We start from the raw sequence: 22069 nt of genomic DNA, 5'->3' as shown, positions 1-22069 counted from the left end.
AATCGGCAAAACCTCTATCGAGGTCCATAAGCTCCTAATAATTTCAATAAGGACCTAGTAGCTTGGGCCGTCGTCTGAAAGTCCTTTCCGGATTCTTTAACGAGCTCATTTCCTTTTTCGAGATCGATATTGCGGATGAAAGCCGAAATTTCGTAATGAGGGTCATGCTCCAAATCGTAATTCGAATCCATCGTAATGGTTTTCCCGAATACGGTCACTATAGTTGAATCTATGTCAGGCGAATGATTAGATGCCTTGGCTCCCACTACCTGTAATAACTTGTCGGCCGAATCGAAGCCGTTCAGAAATGCATCGCCCTCGGTTAAATACGACTTCAAATTTTCAAAAATCGGATTCTTATCCGTGTAAGATTTATATAATCCGTACGCGACAAAATCCTCGTAAATAAAATGACGATTAGCAACGATCTGAGTCGTTTCCTTTTTTATCCTGACCTTGTTTTCCTTCGAAGCCGATGCATATTTTAAATAATAATAATATCCGGCGGAAGGAACCGCTCTGGAGTGATACGGTTGCGCGATATCTTGAACATAATGGGAAGCCCAGGCAGCGAACCTATATTTCCAGAAAGGATGATTCGTCTTTCCTGCGAATTCGGAAAGTCTTTGAAATAATTCCACGCGGTCGGGCAGCATGCTGCCATTGGTCATTTCGGGTGCGAATTTGCTAACGAAGAAATTTTCGTGTTGAAAGTACATATGAAACGGAGCCTTGCTGCTTTCTCCTTTCGGCTTCCCGAACGGTTGCTTTCCATATCCGTATTCGGCAACATTCCAAAGTTCATGATCCATTCCCCAATCCGGTTCGTCGACAAAAGTAGTTAAAATCGATCGTATGCTTACTTTCCGCGCCTTGATATTCTCGAACGAATACCGATCCATTTCTCTCTTTTCAAGATAAGGATATACCAAAAAGGAATTTACTAAATTATATTTGGCGGTCTCGCCCGGAAGCAATCTTCGAACCGAGTAAAATTTATGAGCTGGGCGTAATCTTGCTGCACGCAAGAATTCAGCCAACGGAAATTTACGGGCAGCGTCTACATTAAATTCATGACTCAAAAATCGATTTGAACCCCGATTCTTCAACCAAGTAAAGTAGTCGTCAAAGACTCCTTTAAGCCCTTTTGCTTCGGTTGAGACGAACGTTTCCAATTCTTCGACAGGAACTTCTTCATTTGCGTAAGAAGCCGATTTGTGCTCTAGAATACGATCCATGATTAGATAATGAGATCCCCAAGGAAAAATGGGAACCGATAAGAACATGATTAGAATAGAAAGAAGTCTAATACGATTCATCCATCTAAACTTCCACAGGTTACTTATTCTGCAAGTCAGTTTAACCGAATATCAAAGCGAAACGGTTTCAATTAATTCTGAGAATCCAAAAAAAGTCGAAAAGAATTAAGAAAAATTCGCATACTCTCCCAAGAGAGTAAGAGGTATTTGAAGCGTCCTTATTGCAAGCCTCCGATTCTTTACGTAATTCCCTCATTGATCCTAAGTGGAATTCAGATCACGTCGAATTCCAGAAAAAGGCGATCATCCTTTATTCTAACGCGATTACTGATTGTCTTTTTTACTTTTCTTTTTTGATTTCTGGGAAGATTTGGAATTTTCGGCCGACTCGCTCTTATCACCGTCGGGCGTCTGATTTCCGTCTTTTTCAAATAACTTTAGATAATTGTAATTGAATGTTACAAGCCGAAGAGGCGCATCCCAGCTCATATCGCCTTCTTTCGCCTGCATGCGAAGCTTTTCGGCCTTTCCGATCCAGTTCTTCGCATCCTCGAATTTATTTACGGATAGATAATACTGGGCCATGGTAACATGTCCCACAAAGAAGCGATAAGGGTCCTTTTCTTCCTTTAAGTGTTCGGTCAGGAGCGGGAGAATATTCTGATCATTCTCCAACTTTTCGTCGAAAAGATACGCATCCGCTCTTTGATTTCGATCCAGTTTCTCGTCTTTCTTCTTATCTTCAAAATCATTCAATTGAACCAGCTTACCGGAAGGAGTAAGTACGAAAATTCGTCCAAAAGATTCGTCTAGCTGCTCGGAAGTTTCCGCCAACTTTCCGCCCTGCATGAGGTTCGTCATAAAGAGAATCGCTTTTTCGGTCGGTTTTTCCTTATTCGTAACCAATCGGATAGCCACGTTCAGCGATTTACCGGCAATATAATTCTTATATATCAGAACTTGAGGATTGTCTTCGGTTAAATTATGCAGTACGGCGGAGATGATTTTGAATTTATAATTGTCCTCGATTCTCCTATCCAAATCCGTAATATAAAAAAGATCCCGATAAAGGTAATCGGAAAGAAAAAACGCCGTCTTATCGAACGCTTCGGTTTTCTTATTCGGATCGAAGCTATACACGAATCCGCTTCCTTCAGGTACCATCGAATTCAGATTATCCCAAAGGGTTTGGGCCGAAATCGGCACAATAGTCGAAAATGTCAGTAAAATCAAAAAGAGCCGACGCAGTATTCCCATAATTAAATTTCTAATATCATCCGTAAATTTGCAAGATCAATATGGCGAAGATCGAGAGTGAGGAATTCCCTCCTCCCAAGCAATAAAATTACCGGATTTTTTCCTGCAAATTTCTCGACGCAGGCTTACTTAAGAGTGCGCAACGATTCCGCGATATCCGCGTTGATCCTAGGGATCATTCCTTCAAAAACGATCGGATGATTCGCTCGAATCGTCGGGCTAAACATTCCTAAGCAACTTAAATTTCCGATTTTACATTCCGGCGGATTAGCGGCGGCCCATAGAGCTCTCAAGACGGTATAATCGTTATTATAATGCAATTCCTTCAATCGATTCAAATTCGCGTCATAGAAGATCACCGTAGTGGAGGCTTCGAACGTTTCGTACGAAGGCAGGATTCCGAAGCTTGCAATGCTCACTAAATCGGAGAGTAACGTAACGAAATTCCAAAATATTCGGGAAGAATTCTCCAATGGCGGCGCATGAATTCCCACAATATAATAATCGAAAGGAAGAATTTTTAAGGAGTACACATAGGACTGTTTCTCCTTTTTGATATCCAGGAATTTTTCCAATTCTCGAATCCCCGAAGCCCCCGTGTCGGAAAGATAAGCTTTCACAAACGATTCGACTCTTTCGGGGGGAATATCCTTGCGAATCCCCGCAGATTTGAGGTCAACCGTCGATGGGAAGATGCCTACCGAAGGATTTTTCAGAGTTCTGGAATCGGGTTCGGTTAAAGCTTCAAAGGCGACCGTGCCATCCGGATTCTTAAACGTCGCAGCTCGGAAGGTGTGAAATCCGATATATGCAATTCGCAAACTTCGATTCACCTTCGGAATTTCCGGCGTTCCTTGCGGTAGTTTCGTGTAATAACGGGAAGCGCAGGAGCAAATACAGGCATAGATCGAAAAAGTAAGTAGGATAGTTCTTGGCATAGATTTCATTTCCGGCGAATAGAATTTGAAATGAAATCCGGAAACAAATCCAGTAAAAAATCGTTTTCGGTCCGAAAGAAATCCGTATATTGATGCAGATTTTCTTATTAAGTAACTTTTAAATCGTGCATCAATATCGTCCGATAAAATCTACTTTGAATTCAAAAACTGCACCAAATCTGATTCAAGCTCCGGCAATACCGGTTTGAACGCAAATGCCGGAACCGGGCCGAAATTTTCAAAATCACAAATTCTTCCCTGTTCGCATTCTTTCGGATGGGGCTTTGCCCAAATCGCCCGGTACACAAAATAAGGCGCGTCGTATTCTTTTGACCAGATTCGGTTTAGATTTTTATCATAGACTAGGACCGTCGCTTTCGCGTCGGACCATAAGATAGATGGGATTAATCCGACGGTTATCATGGAAAACAAGTGGCTAAACGCATGTATTATTTCTAAACCTATATTGGATTTCTGAAACGGCGGATTAAGAATCCCCAATACGTAATAATCCGCCCCTAAATCCTTTAATCGAATCGTAGCCTCTTTCGCATTCGGATCCTCTTTAGCGGCGTCGACAACGGATAAAATCTCCTCTATCCCGGAATTCTTGACCGCATTGATGTAAGTTTCGACAAAGGCTTTCACTTTTTCAGGAGGTATATCTTTTCGAATCCCTCTTACTTTCAATTTGCCGGCGAGCTGCCCGATTTTTTCCGAAAGCTGAATCCGTTGCGAAGGATTCACGGTCGCGGTGTAGGTTCTACCCGCCGATGTGACTTTGTACGGTAGAAAACCTACAAAGGCGACCGAAACGCCTTTTTTGAGCGTTAAAGAAGGAATATCTGTTCTTCCTTCCTTAAGAATAAAATGAGAGTTGCAGGAAAGGAGAAACAAGACCGCAGCGAAGATAGCTGCAGGATTTTTTGGGATAGATTTCATTATAGTAATATTCTCGTACGCGTAAATTAAAGACAGGGAAAATGGAAAAAGAACGGGATGAATCGTAGAAAACGGCCAAAATGGAAAAACCGTCGAACGATTCGCGCGACGGCTTTTGATAAACGAACTTGCCTGGGACCAAGGAAAAAGATTTCGGCGGGATTCATCCGACCGAAACTCGAGACGACTATTAGTTTTTCTTTTCCTTTAGCTCGGGAGCTAACTCCGCCAAAGGAATTTTTTCCTTCGGAAGATTCTTATAAACTTCGAATTCGTATCCTTTCGAATAATGGTCCAAATCCGTCGGCTCGTAGAAATATTTATAATCCTTACGATAACCCCAAGCAAAAACGGAATTTTCCGGATTTTGATTCACCACCAAGCAAGTCGGATTCACCCAACCTTCGGTCTTATCGGTTTTTATGCGAACCAAAGGTTTTGGATGAATGGAATGATTTCGGTAATCATACACTCTAACCACGGTTCCGACCGACAACCTGCTAACGATTACGGGATTGTCTTTTTCGTCGGAAAGAATTCCGACCGAAGGTTCCAACCCTTTTTCCAAAGTAGGACAATTCATATTGCCTACGATTTGTGCGGAGTTGGAGCAGGCTCCTAGAGCCAGGGTTAACGTTCCAAGGATCGCTAAATTCGTTATTCTATTCTTCATGGATCCTTCCTCTATTGGTGATGATGGAGGCAATCTTCCAGCCTCGGATCGCCGACCGGAATCAGCGGAGCCTTCTCCAACCGTTTTAGAAGAACCAGTCCAAAAAGACCGACCATTCCGACGACGGAGCCTAAACTTGTTATATAACCGCCAAGCGAGAAATCCACGAAATTCGCAGGGTATACCAGCCAGAAGATTTCCGTTGCTTGCGTGAATAGAATCCAAACCGCCACTTTCATTAAGAAGTTAATATCTCGTTTATTGGGACGGTTTAATAGAAGTAGAAAAGGAATCGCGAACTTAATTCCCGGAATCGCTAACGTTAGATATTCCCAACCGCCCGTTAAGCGCTGCTCAAAGAAGAAAGTTTCCTCGGGAATATTCGCGTACCAAATCAACATGAACTGAGAAAACCCCACATAAGCCCAGAAAACGGTGAAGCCGAGCATGAACTTACCTAAGTCGTGAATATGATTTTCATTCACGAGATTTCCCAGATATCCCTTCTTCTTCAGAAAGTAAGCCGCGACGACGAGCGAGGAAAGACCCGCTTGGTAAGCCGCTGCAAAACAATAAACGCCGAACATGGTGGAAAACCAGTGAGGAGTAAGCGACATGATCACTTCGAACGAGACGAGCGAGAAAGATAAAGCGAAGAAAACGATAAATCCACCCGAGAGCTTCGCGTTGAATTGAGTATGTTTTACGTCCTTATCGCTATCTTGAGCGACCGATCTCTTATAGAACAGATAACCGAATGCGGACCATACCACGCTCAAGAAAACGAGAATTCCGGCGAAGAACCTCATATTCAATAACGGTTTTTTATGCTGAAGAAGGTGATCGTGCGCGACGACTTCGTCGTGGGTCCATTCGTATAGATCATGGGCGCCTAAAGTCAGAATGACCAATAATACGCCTGCAACAGGAAGGAACATACCGTATCCTTCGGAAATACGTCGCAAGGTTACGGGCCAATGGGCGCCGGTTATATGACCAAGAGCTGTGAAGAAGGTTCCGGCTATCGCAATACCCAGAATGAAAAAGGTTCCGACCAGATAAGCAGACCAAGCTGGATTGGAATGTCCGCCGTCATGACGTAGAGTTTCATGACCGAGGCCGAATGCCGCAATCGCGAGGCTGACGAGACCGACAATAATCATTCCGATCAGTGCCGTCCTGGTTTTGGAATCCAGCTTATAGTTGATGAGGTTTTGTTCTACCTTAACGTCCATTATTTCTTAGCCGTTTCCTTGTTGGTCTTATTGTCGTGATCCTGAAGCTTCCGGATATAGAGAACGATTTTCCAACGATCTTCGGGAGCGATTTGAGAGGCATAGCTGTTCATACGTCCCTTCCCTTCCGTCATCGCGTGATAAATCTGCCCATCCGAATATGCCTTTGCACTTGCAGATATTAGAGCAGCCATAGGACTTCCGTCACTCTGTCCGGCATTTAACTTCGGAGCAGGTCCTACTACGAAACCGTTTCCAGCCCCGCGAACTCCGTGGCAGGGACTACAGTAGGTCTGGTATTTATCTTCCCCACGCTTAAGATTCGCAAGATCCGCTTTAAAAGGATTAGCAAGACCTTTATTAGGAATTACTGAAATATCCAGGCCTTTATATTCGTACGGATAGTAGTCGACCGGAACCGCGCCCTTGGGTGGGAGCCGAACCGCCGAATTATTGGCAAAGAAAGGTTCCGCTTCCTGTGCCTCCCTCGCGACCGAGTCGGCCATGTCGGGCATGTATTCTAGAGGTGGCGTCTTCGATTCGCAGTTCCAAAGTAAGAGAGCCGCGAATGAAAGGATGGAAAACTTATTCAGGGAAATCATTTCGTTTCTCCTATTTCACCGTCTCGACGTACTTTGCGCCCAGACTTTTAATGAACTCGGTGACGGAACTTTCCGAATAATTTGCGGAGTTGGAAGGAATCCAAAGCGCAAATTTATCGTTCGTAATATCCGGATGTAAAACCTTTCGATTCATTCTTGGAAGCTTGGCAAGAATGAATAACGCAACGGCCGTCGAAACCCCCGCCATAAAAACGGTGAACTCGAATGTGATCGGAATATACGCGAACCAAGCATTCAGGCTTTTACCGGAGATGTTTATGGACCAATCATACTTATGAGTCAGGTATTGCATTCCGAAGCCTACGGTACAACCGAAGAGTCCCATAAAGAAAGTCACCCAAGGAATTCCCGAACGGGCAAGACCCATCGCATCATCGAGTCCGTGGACCGGATACGGAGTAAAGCAATCGAATCCCGTATAACCTTTTTCTTTCGTCTTTCGAGCCGCGTCTACGATCTGGGAAGCAGTATCGAATAAACCGAATACTCCCGATTCGGTTTCCTGAAAGGAATGAAATTGTTCTTTAAGTGGTTTATACATTAGTGGTGGCCTCCATCTTTATGGGGCATAACCGTTTTTATTTCCGCTACGGCGATCACCGGAAGCAATCTGCAGAAGAGTAAAAATAGGGTGAAGAAGATACCGAAGGTTCCTAAAAGCATCATGAAGTCGTAAACCGTCGGAATATAAACATCCCAGCTAGACGGCAAGAAATCCCTGTGCAGGGTCATTACGATGACGAAACGCTCGAACCACATCCCTATATTCACGATAATCGAAATAACGAACATAACCGGAATGCTGGTCCGTAATTTCTTCCACCAGAATACCTGGGGAGCGAATACGTTACAGCTAAACATAATGAAGTAGGCCCATCCGTACGGCCCGAAAGCTCGGTTCACGAAGGCAAACCCTTCATACTCGTTGCCGGAATACCAAGCCATGAAGAACTCCGTAGAGTAAGCGAGTCCCACGATCAGACCGGTTACCATGATCACCTTGTTCATATTTTCCAGGTGCTTCATAGTGATGTAATCTTTCAGATTGAAGACCTCTCTTGCGATCACCATGAGAGTCACCACCATGGCGAATCCCGAGAAGATCGCCCCCGCTACGAAGTAGGGAGGGAAGATGGTCGTATGCCAACCGGGAAGTATCGATACGGCGAAGTCGAAGGACACGATCGTGTGCACCGAAAGAACGAGAGGTGTCGATAGCGCCGCAAGAATCATCGCAACCGTTTCCAAGTGCGACCAAGCCTTATTGGAACCGACCCAGCCGAAGGAAAGAATATCATACACCATTCTGCGAACTTTGCCGGTCGCCCGATCGCGAACAGAAGCGATGTCAGGGATGAGTCCTATGTACCAGAATACCAACGAAATCGTTAAGTAGGTCGATACTGCAAACGTATCCCAGATCAAGGGGGATCGAAAGTTTACCCACAGAGGCCCCCTTTCGTTCGGATACGGAAATAACCAATAACCCATCCACGGACGTCCGATGTGGATGATTAATGTCGACGCTGCCGTTAATACTGCAAAGATCGTCATCGCTTCGGCGGCTCGGTTAATACCGGTTCTCCATTCCTGACGGAAAAGGTAAAGAACGGCGGAAATCAACGTACCAGCGTGACCGATACCGATCCAGAATACGAAGTTGACGATAAAGAATCCCCAACCGACGGGATTATTAATCCCGAGGATATAAAGACCTTCGTACACCAGGTATCCGATGATACCCAAATCGATTACTGTAATCGTTAAAGCCAAAAGAAACGCTTTCCACCATAAGGAAGTAGGAAATGCTTCGACCGGCTTGAGGATATCCTCCGTTACGTCACGGACGGATTTCCCGCCGGTGACCAGGGGTTGGATATCCAGGGCTTCTTTGATTGCGTTAGGTATAGACATAGCGCTTCGTTTTACTCCGGATTAGATCTTGGTTCTGACCCTGGTCAGATAAGCGACCGAGGGACCGACGTTTAGATATTCTAGCAAGCGGTAGGCTCTTGGATCCGCGCTGAGTTTAGCGACTTCGGAAACTTTATCGTTCACATTTCCAAAGCTAATCGCGTCGGCCGCACAAGTTTGCTGGCAGGCAGTCTTGAGTTCCCCGTCTTTCAAAGTACGACCCTCGTTCTTGGCTTGGATCTTTTTCTCGGCAATACGAGAAGAACAGAAGGTACATTTTTCCATGACCCCGCGACCGCGAACGGTAACCTCGGGATTGAGTCCCAAATAACGAGGAGGTCTTGCACCTTTCTGGGCTCCCGTTTCGTTATACCAATGTTGCGCCCAGTTATAACGTCTTACTTTAAACGGACAGTTGTTCGAGCAATAACGAGTCCCTACGCAACGATTGTAAATCATATCGTTGGTTCCTTCCGAACCATGAACGGTCGCAAGAACCGGACACACCGTTTCGCAAGGAGCATTTTCGCAATGCTGGCACATCACCGGTTGGTGCGCGATCTGCATATCTTCCGGTTTATCGGGATTACCGATATAATAACGATCGATTCGAATCCAATGCATTTCGCGCCCGACTCGAACTTCGTCTCTTCCCACTGCAGGAATATTATTCTCGACTTGGCAAGCGATTACGCAGGCAGAACAGCCGGTGCAGGCGGTTAAATCGACGCTCATTCCCCAGCGATAGCCGGGATAATCGAAAACCGGATTTCCGCCCCGAGCATCCACCAATTTTCCGTCTTTTTTGATCTTCGGAATTTCAGACTCCGCTTTTCCGGAGGCAGGATCGTTACGATAGTCCTCGATCGAAGTGGACTGGATTAAAGGCCGATCCGGATAACCGAAGCCGGGTGATAGCATATGGTGGTGCTGAGTGCAAGCCAACTTGTATGTCTTTCCGGTCTTCTCGATCGAAGTCACCGAAATCCCGGAGAACACCCCCACTTCAGAAAGCGGATACGCATTCTTACCCACTCCGTTTCCTACGACTCCGGCAGCGGTTCTTCCATAGCCTACAGCGATACCGATCGTATCTTTGTGCATACCGGGTTGAATTTGTGCCGGTAGTTCGATGGACTGATTTGCGGTTTTAACGAGAACGACGTCGTTGGATTGAATCCCCTTCTCCTTTGCAAGTTGCGGAGAAATCAATACGTAATTGTCCCAAGTAACCTTAGTGACCGGATCCGGAAGTTCTTGTAAAAGGGAATTGTTCGCACCCCTACCGTCGCCGATCGCGATCTTTTCGTAAAGAGCCAATCGAATTCCGGCAGGCGCGGAAGAGATTTTCTTAAGTGCACCGCGATTAAATCCGCGAGATGCACCGGTCGCGGTCTTTTTATCGGAAGCTTTTACGGTCGTTCCTACGCGAAGCAGGTCTTCCCATTTTTGCTTAGAGCCGAGTTTCTTGACCCAGGAATTCTTTAGATATTCATAAAATACGCTTTCTCCGCCTAACGAGCCGCCGGCGAATTGAATCAAGCTGTCTTCGAAAGAACGGGTCCGGAAAAGAGGTCTGATTGCAGGTTGCTGAATGGAGAAAATTCCTTTCGATACTTCCGCATCACCCCAAGATTCCAGGAAGTGCGTGGTAGGCGCCAAGTAATTGGACGCAATCGCGGTTTCATCTGCCCGGTCCGAAAGACTAACCACCAACGCGGCTTGGTGAAGAAGATTTTTCCACTCCTCCCCTGCTTGGTAAACAAGATTGGTATCGTATAGGAAAAGAACTCCGACCTTAGTTTGCTTGAGTTGTGTGCCGAGTTCTTTTAGATTTCCGGAATAATCAGCCAATCCTTCTTTTTTCGGATTGGAGTGATCTACGGTTTTTCCGTCGTTGTCCAACGCGGAGTTCAAATAGTTCACGAGAATCTGAAGATCGACGGCATCTTTAGTGGCTGCGGAAAGTCCTCCGGCGACTACTAGAGATTTACCTCTGTTTTGCCAAAGAGCTTTTGCGGTTTTCTTAATATTCTCCGCATCCAATCCCAGCTCGGTAGCCAAACCTGCCAGTGTTACTCCATTCAGAGCGTCCTTAGTATTGGCTCCGAGTTCTCCTAGAGCAGCTGCGATCGCAAGCGCGAACTTTGTCTGGTCCCCGGGACGAATCGGAAGGCGAAGATCGGCATTGGATCCCGACATCGTAGGAATGGATTCTGCCGCGACATAGAAGTTTACGTCTTTTCCGCCCTTTCTGAGATTTCTACGCTTGGAAAAATCTTTCTGGTGTTCTTCACCCGAAAGCCATCCGCCCATAAAATCGCAATCGATGGAAAGAATCGCATTCGCTAAATCAAAATGATAGTTAGGAACCAAGGCTTTGCCGTAAGATGCCGCTTGACCTTTCGAGACCGCTTCCTCTGCGGAAGTTAAGGAAACTTCGTAATGCTTTCCTCCACCGATCGCTTTTAAGAATTCGCCGATCAGCCCTTTCGTTGCCGGAGAATCCAACGGAGGAGTTACGATAACCGTTTTGCCCTTGTTTGCGTTTAGAGCTTCCCGAACTTTCGCGTCCAAGGCGGACCATTCCAGCTTGGATTCTTTCCCACCCTCGATCAACGCGGGGTCTTGCGCTCGATCCGGATCATATAAATCGAAAATGGCCGCTTGCGTGGTCGCACCCAAAGCCCCCTGAGAAACCGGATGTTCCGGATTCCCTTCCAACTTCAAAGGTCGGCCATCTCTCGCTTTCACGAGAATCCCGTTTCCACGATGTACGGTTGCGTAATAGTAGGAATGCCCGTGCTTAACGAAATCGTATGTTTCCCCTTCCTCGCCGACCCTCAGGTCCACATAGGGAACGATTTTTTCTACAGGCTTACGGACGCAATTTAGGGAAGTCATCGCAACTCCCGCGCCCATTAATTTAAGGAAAGTTTTTCGGTCGAATTCACCGGATTTAATCCTAGCGATAATCGGATCCGGAGAAGTGAAGAATTCGGAACGCTGGAGCTCCTTCGTTTCTTCCGCTTTGTCGCGAAGTTCAAAGGAGAGCCAGTGCGCTTTCTTTTCTTTCTGGAAATTCTTATTATCCATCTGTTATGCTATCTCCTGGTTATCTGTGGCAGGTGGAACAATCGGTTGGAGCATTGTTTTCCCGATGACAATTCACGCAGTATCCCATATTCAAGGACGCGACTTGCTTGACTTTTACCATCTCGGCTACGTTGCCGTGACATTGGGAACAGTCTACACCGCGCTGAATGTGACGGGAGTGGTTGAATTGAACATGATCGGGAAGGTCATGGACCTTAACCCACTCAAGAGGTTGCTTCTTCTGGTAAGTTTCGATAAGGTACTTGATGTCGGGCTTTTGAGTCGCCACCATAGAGTGACAATTCATACACGTCGATGTGTTGGGAACGGTCGCGTGAGCTCCCGTTTCCACACCGGTATGACAATAACGGCAATCTACCTTATTGTCTCCGGCATGTATCTTATGGTTAAAGGGTATGGGCTGGTCTGGCGAATAGCCCACGTATTTGGAGGGAGAAAAGATCAGGTAGGCCACCGCTGCAATAGCAATGAGCGGAACCGAAAGTTTCAAAGCTTTCTTATTCATTCGTGAAAAGTCCCGTGGAGTCCAAAATAAGGTTTGGAACAAAGATTTCGGCTCGGGTTAAAATTGCAAGTAAACGCCTAAAAACGTGAAGGATTCGGCGATCCTTGCAAAATTTCTTTGAGACTAAGTATCAAATAAAAACCGATAAAAAAGATGAACGATAAATGCGACTTTTTAATTTATCTACCCGTATAGAGTCGAGAAAAGCGTTATATACGTAAAAGATCAGAACGATCGTTCTTAACAACTTGCATAAAACTTAAAATAGAGGGACGAATATCCGAATGAGACGGACAAAAAAAATTCCAAAATGCGACGATCGAAGACGAATATTTTTTCGGTTTTCGTCGATTACCCTCTTCGTCTTGATAATGACTTCGCGCATTCTGTCGGACGACTCTCCTCCCAATCTCATAATTTCCAGTTTCAATGCGATGTTCCTGTACGATGAAAAAGGGGATACGGGAAAATTTCCGACGAATCGTCGACCAAGACTACCTGCGGATTTCGCGACGATTCGAGCTGTCGTCCTACAAAATTCTCCGGATATAATAGGATTCCAGGAAATCGAAAACGAGTCCGCGATCAAAATGGTTACCAATGAAAGCTATAATTGCTCCGCTACGAGAACTCACGGATATTCCCAGGAAGTAGGCCTTTGTTGGAAAAAATCACTTCCGAATCCATTGTTAAGCGAATTGCCCCAACTTTCGCTCAGACCGGGGTTGCGGAAAGGATTGATGGCCGAATTTTCTTTTCCACAGGGAAAACTTACCGTGATCTCCGTCCATTTAAAAGCCGGTAAATCCGCCGAGGATCAGTCCGAACGCCAAGAGCAGATACAGGTCCTGGGAGAAATTTTAGAGAGAAAGAAAAGATTCGTCCTTTTAGGGGATTTTAACGAAAACTTAAGATCAAAGAGATCGTCTTGGAATATGCTCAAAGGAGAACGTCGCTTAGCAACGGCCAACTATAAAGCGAAATCGAATTGTTGGCAGCATAAAAAGGGATTTATCGACTATCTGATCACCGATCAGGACTGGAAGCCCGGGAGTTTTCGGCAGTTTCAATTCAAAACCGACGATGGACAGTATGACGGGAATCCGCCCGAAGAACTAAAACTTTCGGATCACTGCCCAATTTCGGGGGAACTGGTTTGGCGGAATCAGAGGACAGAGGTCAGAAGACTGAGGACTGAACATTGATGAGCCGGGTTTCCAAGCTATAGAGAAAGATTCTCGTGTTACAGTAGATTCTTCCGCTACTTCCGTAGCCTTTCCAACTAGTAGCAGCTTCTGTCTTCAGTCTTCTGACCTCTGTCTTCTGAAAGAAAAGCGATCCCAGGGAACCCTGGGACCAAAACCAAACCAGGCTCACAAAATAGCCTACTTAAGAATTCGGCGGTGTTGGGAATTTTCCCTTACTTTTTTTTCTGAAGATCCGATTTTCGAATAAGTTTTATTCATTAAAAACTAAGTTTTGTCGGACTCCAGGGTCATCGCTGTCTTTGAGTCAGAATTAAATTTTCCCGAAATTCGAATCTTTAGCCAAAGCCCGTTTTCCGGAAAGAGTGACCGAGTTCAAAATTAATCGACGCATCGCGGCCTTGGCTTCGTTAACCGCCTCTTTTTCCCCCAATAATTGAAACATGAGATTCAACGCCAATTCGTATCCTTGAAACGCAAAGGCAAGCGACTTCGGTGCGACATCCGATTTTAAATGCCCCATATTCTTCGCCTCCTCGATTATCTTTGTCAATCCTGACTGCCACTCTTTGATCATCGAACTAACCGCATCCCGAACCGCTCCGGGCTTGGAATCAAACTCCGCCGATACGGAAGCAAAGAAACAACCGCCTTCCGACTGCCTTACATAATCCACCCAACTATCGATCAATGCTACGAGACGAGGCAATCCTTCGGGCACGGATCGAATCGGATAAATCACTTTTCTAATAAACTTTTCACGGCCCGCCCGAACCGTCGCAATTTGCAAATCTTCTTTCGTACCGAAATGTCCAAGCAATCCCGCCTTACTAATTTGGACAGCATCGGCAATCCTTCCTATCGTCAGGGCTTCTAAACCTTCGATCGTAGCTACTTTTACGGCAAGATCAAGCACCCGTTTTCGAGTCGCTTCCCCACGCAAAATATGAGCAGCAGTCTCAGCTTTTTTCATAAGTCTCCGGAAGACCGACGGAAGAAGGTTTTGGTCCGCCAAAACGAGTTATATAATGTTTTTATAAAATTACCGACCGATCGGTAAGTAATCAAGCGAAAATTCCGTCTTTCTTAAATTTAAGAACCGACGGAAGATCCGAAAATCGTCTTTATTATTTTCGGTTTTTAAACCGGATTTTCGCTAAGTAGACCTTGGAAACAGTCGATTCGCGCTTCGATTTCAGGAAAAATTTTCCTTCGGGCGTCGCGACCTTGTAACTCGGGAATTCGGCCAGAATGTCCACATCCACTTTGTCTTGCGTAAACTCGGAGAAAGAAGGCAGAAATTTCTCGGAAATAACGATCAGTCGTTCTCCGTCTTTTTCTAAAGCTTCGAATAAAACGTCCGGATCGAACAAGGTTCTCGCATATCGTTTCGAGTAAAACGCATAGGATCGTTTGGATGCAGGAACTCCGAATAATAAAAGTTTATCCTTACCAGGCTCGACTTCTTGAATAATCTTCCCGATTTCTTTGGAAGGCTGATAGGAAATCAGAAGCGGATAAGCATACATACTCACTAACGTAAAGAAAAAGGATGTGGAAATGACTAGGGCAGTAAGAATCCTTTCTCCTTTTCCGGATAAAAACCAAAGCGCAACTCCGACGACAACGTAAAATAGCACCCACCCGATATATCCAAAGTCCACAGTCACGGACAGAATCGGCAAAAGAATTCCTGCGAGTACGAATATCGCGCAAGTGATCCAGGTTAGAATTCGTCCCGAGCGGACTAAGGCGTTATCTTCTCTAGAGATGAGGTTCATTAGAAATCCCGAACCCAAGACCGCCGCCGCAGGCAAACACCAATAAATATACTGAGGTAACTGGTATTTTGAAAAGCTGATTAAAAACAAAAAGACAAACAGCCAGAAGGCAGGAACAAAATCCGCCTCTCTCCAGAGATTACCGCGTATCGAAGAAAATAGCAGGCTCCCTTTCCGACGAAGAAACGGTACGGCCTTCCCGAGGATGTACGCCAAAAAAGGTAGAATGAAAACTCCGAAAGCCCAACCGAAATTCGCATAAAAGAAACCGGGATTGAATTTCTGATCGTACATCTTGACGTAAAAACGACCGAAGGACTGCACCCAAAGAAAGAAATAAGGTCCGTAGGTATTGAACTCGAGATACAGAGGGATAGACCATAGAAGCGGGGGAAGAGCGGCAATGATAACGCCAGGAAATAATTTCATTCCCAACAAACGCTTCCAATCTCGCCGGAAAAGAATATCTCCTCCGATCCCGATTCCGGGAATTACGACCGCGATCGGCCCCTTGGTGACAAAACCCAAACCCATCGCAAGATACATAGCATAGTAGTACGCGGAATTTTTCCTAGTTCCCAAATAATAAAAGGCAAAAACCAGAATGATATAGGGCGTCACATATACGTCGATCTTCGGATCGACTACCATCGCATACAATCCCGGAGAAAGCGCGTATAAAAGAACCGCCAACCAACCCTGCTTTACACTTCCTGAATGCAATTTTGTGACGGTAAAGATTCCCCAGAGCGAGACAAGGGTAAGGAGAATGGCAGGCAAGCGGAAAGCGAAATTATTTTGACCGAATAAAACGAAAGAGCTCGAAATACTCCAAAAAGTTAGGATGGGTTTATCGAGATAACGTCTTCCGTTATCTCTGATAAAAAACCAATCCCCGCTGTCGGCCATCTCCCGAGAAATCTCGGCATACTGAGAGGAATCTATGTCGATGACGTCCAAAGGAAAGGTTAATAAAATCGGCAGGATCGCCAACCCAAGCAGGATCCAAATTACGAATTTTCTCGAAAAAAGGGAATCGTCTTGAACGGTTGAATTCATAGTAAATAAAGCTCCGGGAAAAACGTATAAGGGGTATGGAAAATCAATCCATTAATCCCGACTCCAAAATACAGCGGTTAAACCCTTTGCAGGTTTTTTCGCTTTCATAACAGGGGACCGCAAAGCCCTGTTCTCTAAGACAACCCGATTCACAATCGATCGTGACGAGATTTCGATCCGCATCCGTAATGACTTGTTTTCCTCTAAATTCTTCTTCCGCGCAGGAAAGGTAAAATTTACAGATTTCCTGACATTTTCTCTCATAAGGATTCTTGCAGGAGAAAAAAGTAAGCAGTAAAAGCAAAGATGGAAAGATTCGCAAATAGAAAAGCGGCTTCATTCTCTCCACTTTATCGATCGCATAGAGACGGTCAACTTTTTGAAGCGAGCATGCCGCAGGCGCCGTTAATATCCTTTCCGGGCGAACGACGATTTAAGATGGGAACTCCAGCCGGTTCCAATAATCGCAGGAACTCCTCCACTTCGGTCGAACTAGGCCTTCGCCAACCGAAAAATTCGGTATTCAACGGGATGACATTAATTTTGCAGTCCATTCTTCTCGCGATCCGAACCAATTTCTTGGCGTCTTCGTTACTCATATTTACGCCGGGTATCATCACATATTCGAATGTAATTCTTCTACGCAGAATTCTCGTATAATCTCGGGCAACTTCCAGTAGTTCCGGCAACGAGAATTTCTCCTCGATGTCCATAATCTCCTTCCGGCCGGCGGGATCAGGATGATTCAAAGAGATCGCTAATTTATAAGGCTCTCGATTCTCGATATACCGACGAATTCCGTTTACCACACCCGAAGTCGAAATGGTAATCCTTCTGGATCCTAATCCTATGGCTTCGGGATCGTGAAGAATTTTCGCCGCACGTATAACGTTAAAGTAATTATGCATCGGCTCACCCATTCCCATAAATACGACATTCGTTGCCCGATCACCGACGATGCGTTCCACTTGTAGGATTTGATCTACGATTTCCGAGGATTTTAAATTTCCCTGGTAGGGCAGTTTTGCAGTGGCACAAAATTTACAATTAAGGGTACATCCTACCTGAGAAGAAATGCAAATCGTCTTTCTTCCGCCGTCTCCGGAGGGAATCCATACGGATTCGAATTCTTTGCCGCTGCCTAACGTCGATTCGAAGGTAAATTTCTGGGTTCCGTCTACGGATTTCAGATGCTTAACCACGCTGAGTTTCGTTAAGGACGCGACCTCTTGGAGTTTTCCGCGCAACTCCTTTCCTAAGGTCGTAAATTCATCCCAGGACTCGTACCGATTCGCGTAAAGTCCATTATAAATTTGTTTTGCTCGAAACGGTTTTTCACCTAAGGAAGCGAAAAGAGCGACCAATTCCTCCAACGTTTTTCCCTTTAAAGGAGTCAAGCTGTCGACGAAAACTTCGGAGGAGGATGAATGTTCGGTATAAGCTTTCATTTCTTGCAATATTCCCGAATCATCTCGTTTGCGGAGGAATAGCCGCCTTCGAGCGAAAGCTTAAAATCCTCGCAAGCGTTCGTCTTTTTACGAACGGCCAGATAACCTAGACCTCGATTATAATACGATTGGCCTCCGTCCTTAGGATTCAAAGCGATGGCTTTTGAATAGGCGTTAATGGAATCATTATATTTCTTCAGACTATAATAAGCGTAGCCGATTTGGAAATTTGCGCGGGAGCTTCCGGCATCGATTCGAACGGCTTCCTTCGCATCCTTCAATGCCGCCGTCGGTTGTTCGGAAAGATTATAAAGGATGGCTCGGTTCACGTATGCTTCGGCGTATTTCGCCCCGAGCTTGATGGCACGATCGACGTCCTTAAAGGCTTCCTCTCTCTTTTCTAATTCGCTTTTACAGTATCCTCGATACAAAAGTAGATCGAAATTATCGGGCTCGATTTTAAGAGCGGTATCAAAGTCGATCTTGGCTTCGGAAAATCGACCTAGGTTATATTTTGCCAGTCCCCTATTATAGAGTGCATAAATATCGGACGGGATCTTTTCAAGATAGCGATCATATTCCAGAATCGACGTTTCGTAATCTTTCCGTTCGTATGCATCGAGTCCGGCTTTGAAAATTTCGGTAGGTTCTTCGGACGGATCGGTCGAATTAGAATCCACCGGTTTCGAATCTTTTGAGGTTAGATCGCCCCAAATAGTTTGAAGCAATTCCGAGAATCGAAATTTTTCCGCCGATCCTGCAGAGGAGGTCTCACTTACGGCCTCTTCTCCTTTCTCCTCGTTATAAGTAAAAACGGAAAAGGCCGCCAAAAGTAAGCCTATGAGAAGAAAAAATCCTAGAAAGCGATTGATCATGGAAATAAATTATGGAGAAAAGGAGGAAGATTTCCAGCCTTTTTCAGATTACGGCGGAGTCGTTATGCTCTGCGATTACCTTACCATCCTCTAAAATCATCCGAATCAACCTAGTCATCTCGACCGAATACTCCACGTTCAAGTGTTTAGTAACACCTTCACAAAATCCGTTGATCACTAGCAACTTGGCGTCGTCCTCCGACAATCCCCTGGATTGTAGATAGAACAGTTGATCTTCGTCGATTCGAGAGACCGTCGCCTCGTAATTCAATGTGCCGTTCTGGCCGCTAACGTCGTTATACGGATAGGCATGGGATTGGGAACGATCATCCATCATTAGACCGTCGCATTTTACGTGGCTATATGCATTAGAAGAACCTGATGCGAATTTTACGAGACCTCGATAAGAGTTCGTACCACCGTCCAGAGAGACTCCTTTTGCCAAAATATTGCTTCGAGTATTTTTACCTACGTGAATGATACGGGCTCCGGTATCCTGAATCTGACCGGACCCGGCAAAGGCGAGAGAAAGTATATCACCGGTTGAATTATCTCCTTGGAGAACGATCCCCGGATATTTAACCGTATTGGCTCCGATATTGACGTCCGTCCAAGTGATATGGGCGGATTCATGACAGATCCCCCGCTTTACCGTCCAGTTGTACATATTCTTTTTCCAATTCTGAATCGTGGTATAGAATATCTTCGACTTATTATGAGCTACCAACTCCACTACTGCGGTATGAAAATTCGTTCCTTTGTCCTGTACCGAAGAACAACCTTCCGAATATTCCAGCTCGGCACCTTCTTCCGCAATGAGAAGAGTACGCTCGTATTGACCGGAAGAAGCCGCAGTCACTTTAAAGTACGCCTGAAGCGGCATCGGGGTCTTAACTCCCTTGGGAATGTAAGCAAAAGACCCTCCTGAGAAAACGCAGGAGTTCAATGCCGAAAACTTATTATCTCCGATGGAGACGACGGTTCCGATATATTTACGTACGATTTCCGGATATTCGCGAATGGCGGTATCGATATCGCAAAAAATAATTCCGAGTTCGGTCAGTTCTTTCTTAACGTTCGCATATACGGTTTCGGAATCTTCCATCGCTTCGATTCCGGCCAGGTATTTCCGTTCGTGTTCGGGAATTCCTAAACGCTCGAAACTCTTCAGGACCGCCGGATCGACTTCGTCCCAAGATTTTTTTTTCTTATGATTGGCACCGATATAATGAACGTATTCATCGATATCTACGTGAAAATTCGGGAAAAAACCCCAGGTAGGCATGGGTTTGCTTTGGTATATCCGGAAGGCTTCGAGCCTAAACTCCGTCAACCAACCGGGTTCATTTTTTATATGAGAAATGGATTCGACGACTTTGCGGGTCAGGCCTTTCGGGAAATTATCGGCTCGATAATATCTTTCTTCATCCAGGGCAAGGGTTTCCAGCGTCTGTGCCATTGCAAATCCCCCTTTACTATTTAGACCTTTTCCTTCTCAGGAAAAACCGTCCGAATCTAGGTTATATCGAATCGGCGTTTTATTCGAGTCTTTTTACCAGAATTCACGGAGAACTCTACCCGGACCAGGATAAATTCCGGGAAAACCCGGCTTGGAGAAGCCGGGCAAGAAGCGAGAAGCGATCAGTTGACCGAGGAGAAATATTCCTTGGACTTTTCCGGGTCCGCTTTCATGGTTTTTTTACCTTCGTCCCAGTTTGCAGGACAAACTTCCCCATGTTTCTCTACGAATTGGAAAGCTTTTACCAAACGAATCGCTTCGTCGATATTACGTCCGACCGGAAGGTCGTTAATCGTGGATTGGCGAATTACGCCTTTCGGATCGATGACGAAGGTTCCACGGAGTGCGACTCCCCCTTCAGTTAGAACGCCGTAATCACGGGCAATGGATTTAGTGATGTCCGCAACCAATGGATAGCGGATTTCGCCGAGTCCGCCCTGTTTCCTTGCCGTGTTTTTCCAAGCAAGGTGAGTAAAGGCGCTGTCCACGGAAACGCCTAGAACTTCGGCGCCGAGCTTCTTGAACTCGTCCAATTTTGCATCGTACTCGATGATTTCGGTAGGGCAAACAAACGTGAAATCCAGGGGCCAGAAAAATAGTACGACCCATTTTCCTTTGTAGTCGGAAAGTTTGATTTCCTTGATTTGTTGGCCAATTACGGCCTCGGCTTTGAAGTCCGGTGCAAGTGAGGTTACTTGAGGCATTGGAATACGCTCCTTTATTTTAGAATCATTCTAAATTTAGACGAGTCTTTTGTGAAGCAGTTTTTATTTTTTTGGAGATCGATGATTCTTACGCCGAACTGCCGAATTGGCACGATCATAAGAGCATTTAGGAGTTAGAAGAGGACTGATCTCCGGCCCCGGATACATGCCAGCAGTGTCTTGTACAGAATGGTCGGTAAATTCCCCGCCCTTTTTTGCATAACCTTACCCACAAGACGGATAAAAAGACTAGATTTTTCATAATTTTAGTCTTTAGATCTAGATGGGACCTAAGATGAAGACTAAACATTGGAGTAGTACTTTTGAAACCGATTTAGATTGGATCGAAGAGGAGTTTTTGTCGCTGAATCTTGGAGATAAGCGATTAAATAAGCGTTTAAAAAAAATCATAAGTGCGATGTCTAAACGAACTGATTCGAGCTTACCTGACATATTCGGGAATTGGGCCGGGACTAAAGCAGCCTATCGTTTTTTTTCCCGAATAACTTCGTATAGCATACATTATACGAAGTTATACGATGATGATGCTGACATTCTTAGGCAGAAATATTCCCGGTCTAAAAGCTTCGATTATGTTCGAACCTTTTGAATGGAAAGGTGCATATTGTAGACTCTACGAAACATCCAAGCCTCCGAAGGAAGAACCCGAATTAAGTACGGTTCTGGATTGGATTGCAAAATTAGGAGGTCACTTAGCCCGGAAGTCGGACACACCTCCCGGACCATTAACCATATTCAAAGGTCTAACCCGACTTTTGGATCTGGCCTTCATGTATAAATTATTCACACAGAAATAGACTTGTGGGTAAGGTTATGCTTTTTTGGGTGGGGGCCGGATCGGTGGTACCCGCGGAGGGCTCGCGATTTCGCGGATATCATGGATTCGGAAAAATTTCAAGTATTTTTTGCAAGCGCAATCTTGTAGGAGCTCCCACTCAGAAGACAGAAGACAGAGGACGGACGCGTTCGCTTTGCTCACGCTAGACAGAAGTTG

General features: G+C 45.3%; 20 protein-coding genes and 1 pseudogene. 3 read left to right on the top strand and 18 right to left on the bottom strand.

The features are described from left to right. Nucleotides 1–14 precede the first annotated feature (14 nt). The 11 genes from LEP1GSC047_RS02075 to LEP1GSC047_RS20995 all read right to left on the bottom strand — a co-directional run bounded on the left by LEP1GSC047_RS02075 (nucleotide 15) and on the right by LEP1GSC047_RS20995 (nucleotide 12463). Nucleotides 15–1319 carry a hypothetical protein gene (locus tag LEP1GSC047_RS02075; protein ID WP_010412207.1) on the bottom strand — a complete coding sequence of 435 codons (1305 nt, stop codon included), beginning with the start codon at nucleotides 1317–1319 and terminating at the stop codon, nucleotides 15–17. Nucleotides 1320–1583: 264 nt separating this feature from the next. Then, on the bottom strand, nucleotides 1584–2516 hold the full coding sequence (locus tag LEP1GSC047_RS02070) for a hypothetical protein (protein WP_010412210.1): 933 nt from the start codon (nucleotides 2514–2516) through the stop codon (nucleotides 1584–1586). A 125-nt stretch (nucleotides 2517–2641) separates the two neighbouring features. After that, nucleotides 2642–3454 (bottom strand): Lp29 family lipoprotein, encoded by an 813-nt coding sequence (locus LEP1GSC047_RS02065; protein WP_010412213.1) that lies wholly within the window; start codon nucleotides 3452–3454, stop codon nucleotides 2642–2644. A 150-nt stretch (nucleotides 3455–3604) separates the two neighbouring features. Further along, nucleotides 3605–4396: an Lp29 family lipoprotein gene (locus LEP1GSC047_RS02060; protein ID WP_010412215.1), complete on the bottom strand. Its 792-nt coding sequence runs from the start codon at nucleotides 4394–4396 to the stop codon at nucleotides 3605–3607. Nucleotides 4397–4586: 190 nt separating this feature from the next. Beyond that, complete coding sequence (locus LEP1GSC047_RS02055) at nucleotides 4587–5069, bottom strand: Lsa16 family lipoprotein adhesin (protein WP_010412220.1); 483 nt, start codon at nucleotides 5067–5069, stop codon at nucleotides 4587–4589. 11 nt (nucleotides 5070–5080) lie between these two features. Continuing rightward, complete coding sequence (locus LEP1GSC047_RS02050) at nucleotides 5081–6304, bottom strand: membrane protein (protein WP_010412223.1); 1224 nt, start codon at nucleotides 6302–6304, stop codon at nucleotides 5081–5083. Beyond that, nucleotides 6304–6903 carry a c-type cytochrome gene (locus tag LEP1GSC047_RS02045; RefSeq protein ID WP_373364548.1) on the bottom strand — a complete coding sequence of 200 codons (600 nt, stop codon included), beginning with the start codon at nucleotides 6901–6903 and terminating at the stop codon, nucleotides 6304–6306. The genes LEP1GSC047_RS02050 and LEP1GSC047_RS02045 overlap by 1 nt, the downstream gene beginning before the upstream one ends. 13 nt (nucleotides 6904–6916) lie before the next feature. Continuing rightward, entirely contained in the window at nucleotides 6917–7468 is a 552-nt protein-coding gene (locus tag LEP1GSC047_RS02040; protein WP_010412229.1) for a DUF3341 domain-containing protein, read from the bottom strand. After that, entirely contained in the window at nucleotides 7468–8835 is a 1368-nt protein-coding gene (gene nrfD / locus LEP1GSC047_RS02035; protein WP_103186275.1) for an NrfD/PsrC family molybdoenzyme membrane anchor subunit, read from the bottom strand. Before nrfD ends, LEP1GSC047_RS02040 begins: the two co-directional genes overlap by 1 nt. Nucleotides 8836–8862: 27 nt before the next feature. Then, nucleotides 8863–11937, bottom strand: coding sequence for a TAT-variant-translocated molybdopterin oxidoreductase (locus LEP1GSC047_RS02030; RefSeq protein ID WP_010412236.1), 3075 nt, complete (start codon nucleotides 11935–11937; stop codon nucleotides 8863–8865). A gap of 19 nt (nucleotides 11938–11956) precedes the next feature. Then, a complete protein-coding gene (locus tag LEP1GSC047_RS20995) occupies nucleotides 11957–12463 on the bottom strand; it encodes a cytochrome c3 family protein (protein ID WP_010412238.1) in 507 nt (168 codons plus the stop codon). Between the two features lie 284 nt (nucleotides 12464–12747). Between LEP1GSC047_RS20995 and LEP1GSC047_RS02020 the strand changes: the two genes are divergently transcribed. Further along, a complete protein-coding gene (locus LEP1GSC047_RS02020) occupies nucleotides 12748–13668 on the top strand; it encodes an endonuclease/exonuclease/phosphatase family protein (protein WP_010412241.1) in 921 nt (306 codons plus the stop codon). 313 nt (nucleotides 13669–13981) lie between these two features. Here LEP1GSC047_RS02020 and LEP1GSC047_RS02015 read toward each other — a convergent pair whose 3' ends face one another. From LEP1GSC047_RS02015 to LEP1GSC047_RS01985, 7 genes are all read right to left on the bottom strand, one after another. Beyond that, nucleotides 13982–14641 (bottom strand): TetR/AcrR family transcriptional regulator, encoded by a 660-nt coding sequence (locus LEP1GSC047_RS02015; protein ID WP_010412244.1) that lies wholly within the window; start codon nucleotides 14639–14641, stop codon nucleotides 13982–13984. Nucleotides 14642–14795: 154 nt separating this feature from the next. Next, nucleotides 14796–16508: an ArnT family glycosyltransferase gene (locus tag LEP1GSC047_RS02010; protein WP_010412247.1), complete on the bottom strand. Its 1713-nt coding sequence runs from the start codon at nucleotides 16506–16508 to the stop codon at nucleotides 14796–14798. A gap of 43 nt (nucleotides 16509–16551) precedes the next feature. Further along, entirely contained in the window at nucleotides 16552–16848 is a 297-nt protein-coding gene (locus LEP1GSC047_RS02005; RefSeq protein WP_010412250.1) for a Cys-rich protein, read from the bottom strand. 31 nt (nucleotides 16849–16879) lie between these two features. Beyond that, on the bottom strand, nucleotides 16880–17956 hold the full coding sequence (gene rlmN / locus LEP1GSC047_RS02000) for a dual-specificity RNA methyltransferase RlmN (protein WP_010412253.1): 1077 nt from the start codon (nucleotides 17954–17956) through the stop codon (nucleotides 16880–16882). Beyond that, nucleotides 17953–18831, bottom strand: a complete 879-nt coding sequence (locus LEP1GSC047_RS01995; RefSeq protein WP_010412256.1) for a tetratricopeptide repeat protein — start codon at nucleotides 18829–18831, stop codon at nucleotides 17953–17955. The genes rlmN and LEP1GSC047_RS01995 overlap by 4 nt, the downstream gene beginning before the upstream one ends. Nucleotides 18832–18874: 43 nt before the next feature. Beyond that, nucleotides 18875–20290 (bottom strand): Fe-S cluster assembly protein SufB, encoded by a 1416-nt coding sequence (sufB, locus tag LEP1GSC047_RS01990; RefSeq protein ID WP_020988134.1) that lies wholly within the window; start codon nucleotides 20288–20290, stop codon nucleotides 18875–18877. 182 nt (nucleotides 20291–20472) lie between these two features. Beyond that, a complete protein-coding gene (locus tag LEP1GSC047_RS01985; RefSeq protein ID WP_010412259.1) occupies nucleotides 20473–21054 on the bottom strand; it encodes a peroxiredoxin in 582 nt (193 codons plus the stop codon). Nucleotides 21055–21337: 283 nt separating this feature from the next. On the opposite strand from LEP1GSC047_RS01985, the gene LEP1GSC047_RS22005 reads away from it, so the two are divergent. Continuing rightward, nucleotides 21338–21664, top strand: a complete 327-nt coding sequence (locus LEP1GSC047_RS22005) for an IS4/Tn5 family transposase DNA-binding protein (RefSeq protein WP_020988095.1) — start codon at nucleotides 21338–21340, stop codon at nucleotides 21662–21664. Next, a pseudogene (locus LEP1GSC047_RS22000) lies at nucleotides 21594–21872 on the top strand (IS4 family transposase); the annotation flags it as partial. The gene LEP1GSC047_RS22005 and the pseudogene LEP1GSC047_RS22000, both read left to right, overlap by 71 nt. Nucleotides 21873–22069 lie beyond the last annotated feature (197 nt).

The sequence above is a fragment of the Leptospira inadai serovar Lyme str. 10 genome, from assembly GCF_000243675.2.
Classification (GTDB): Bacteria; Spirochaetota; Leptospiria; order Leptospirales; family Leptospiraceae; genus Leptospira_B; species Leptospira_B inadai.
Note: the sequence above shows the minus strand (reverse complement) of the source record. Positions and strands in the feature narration are given on the sequence as shown.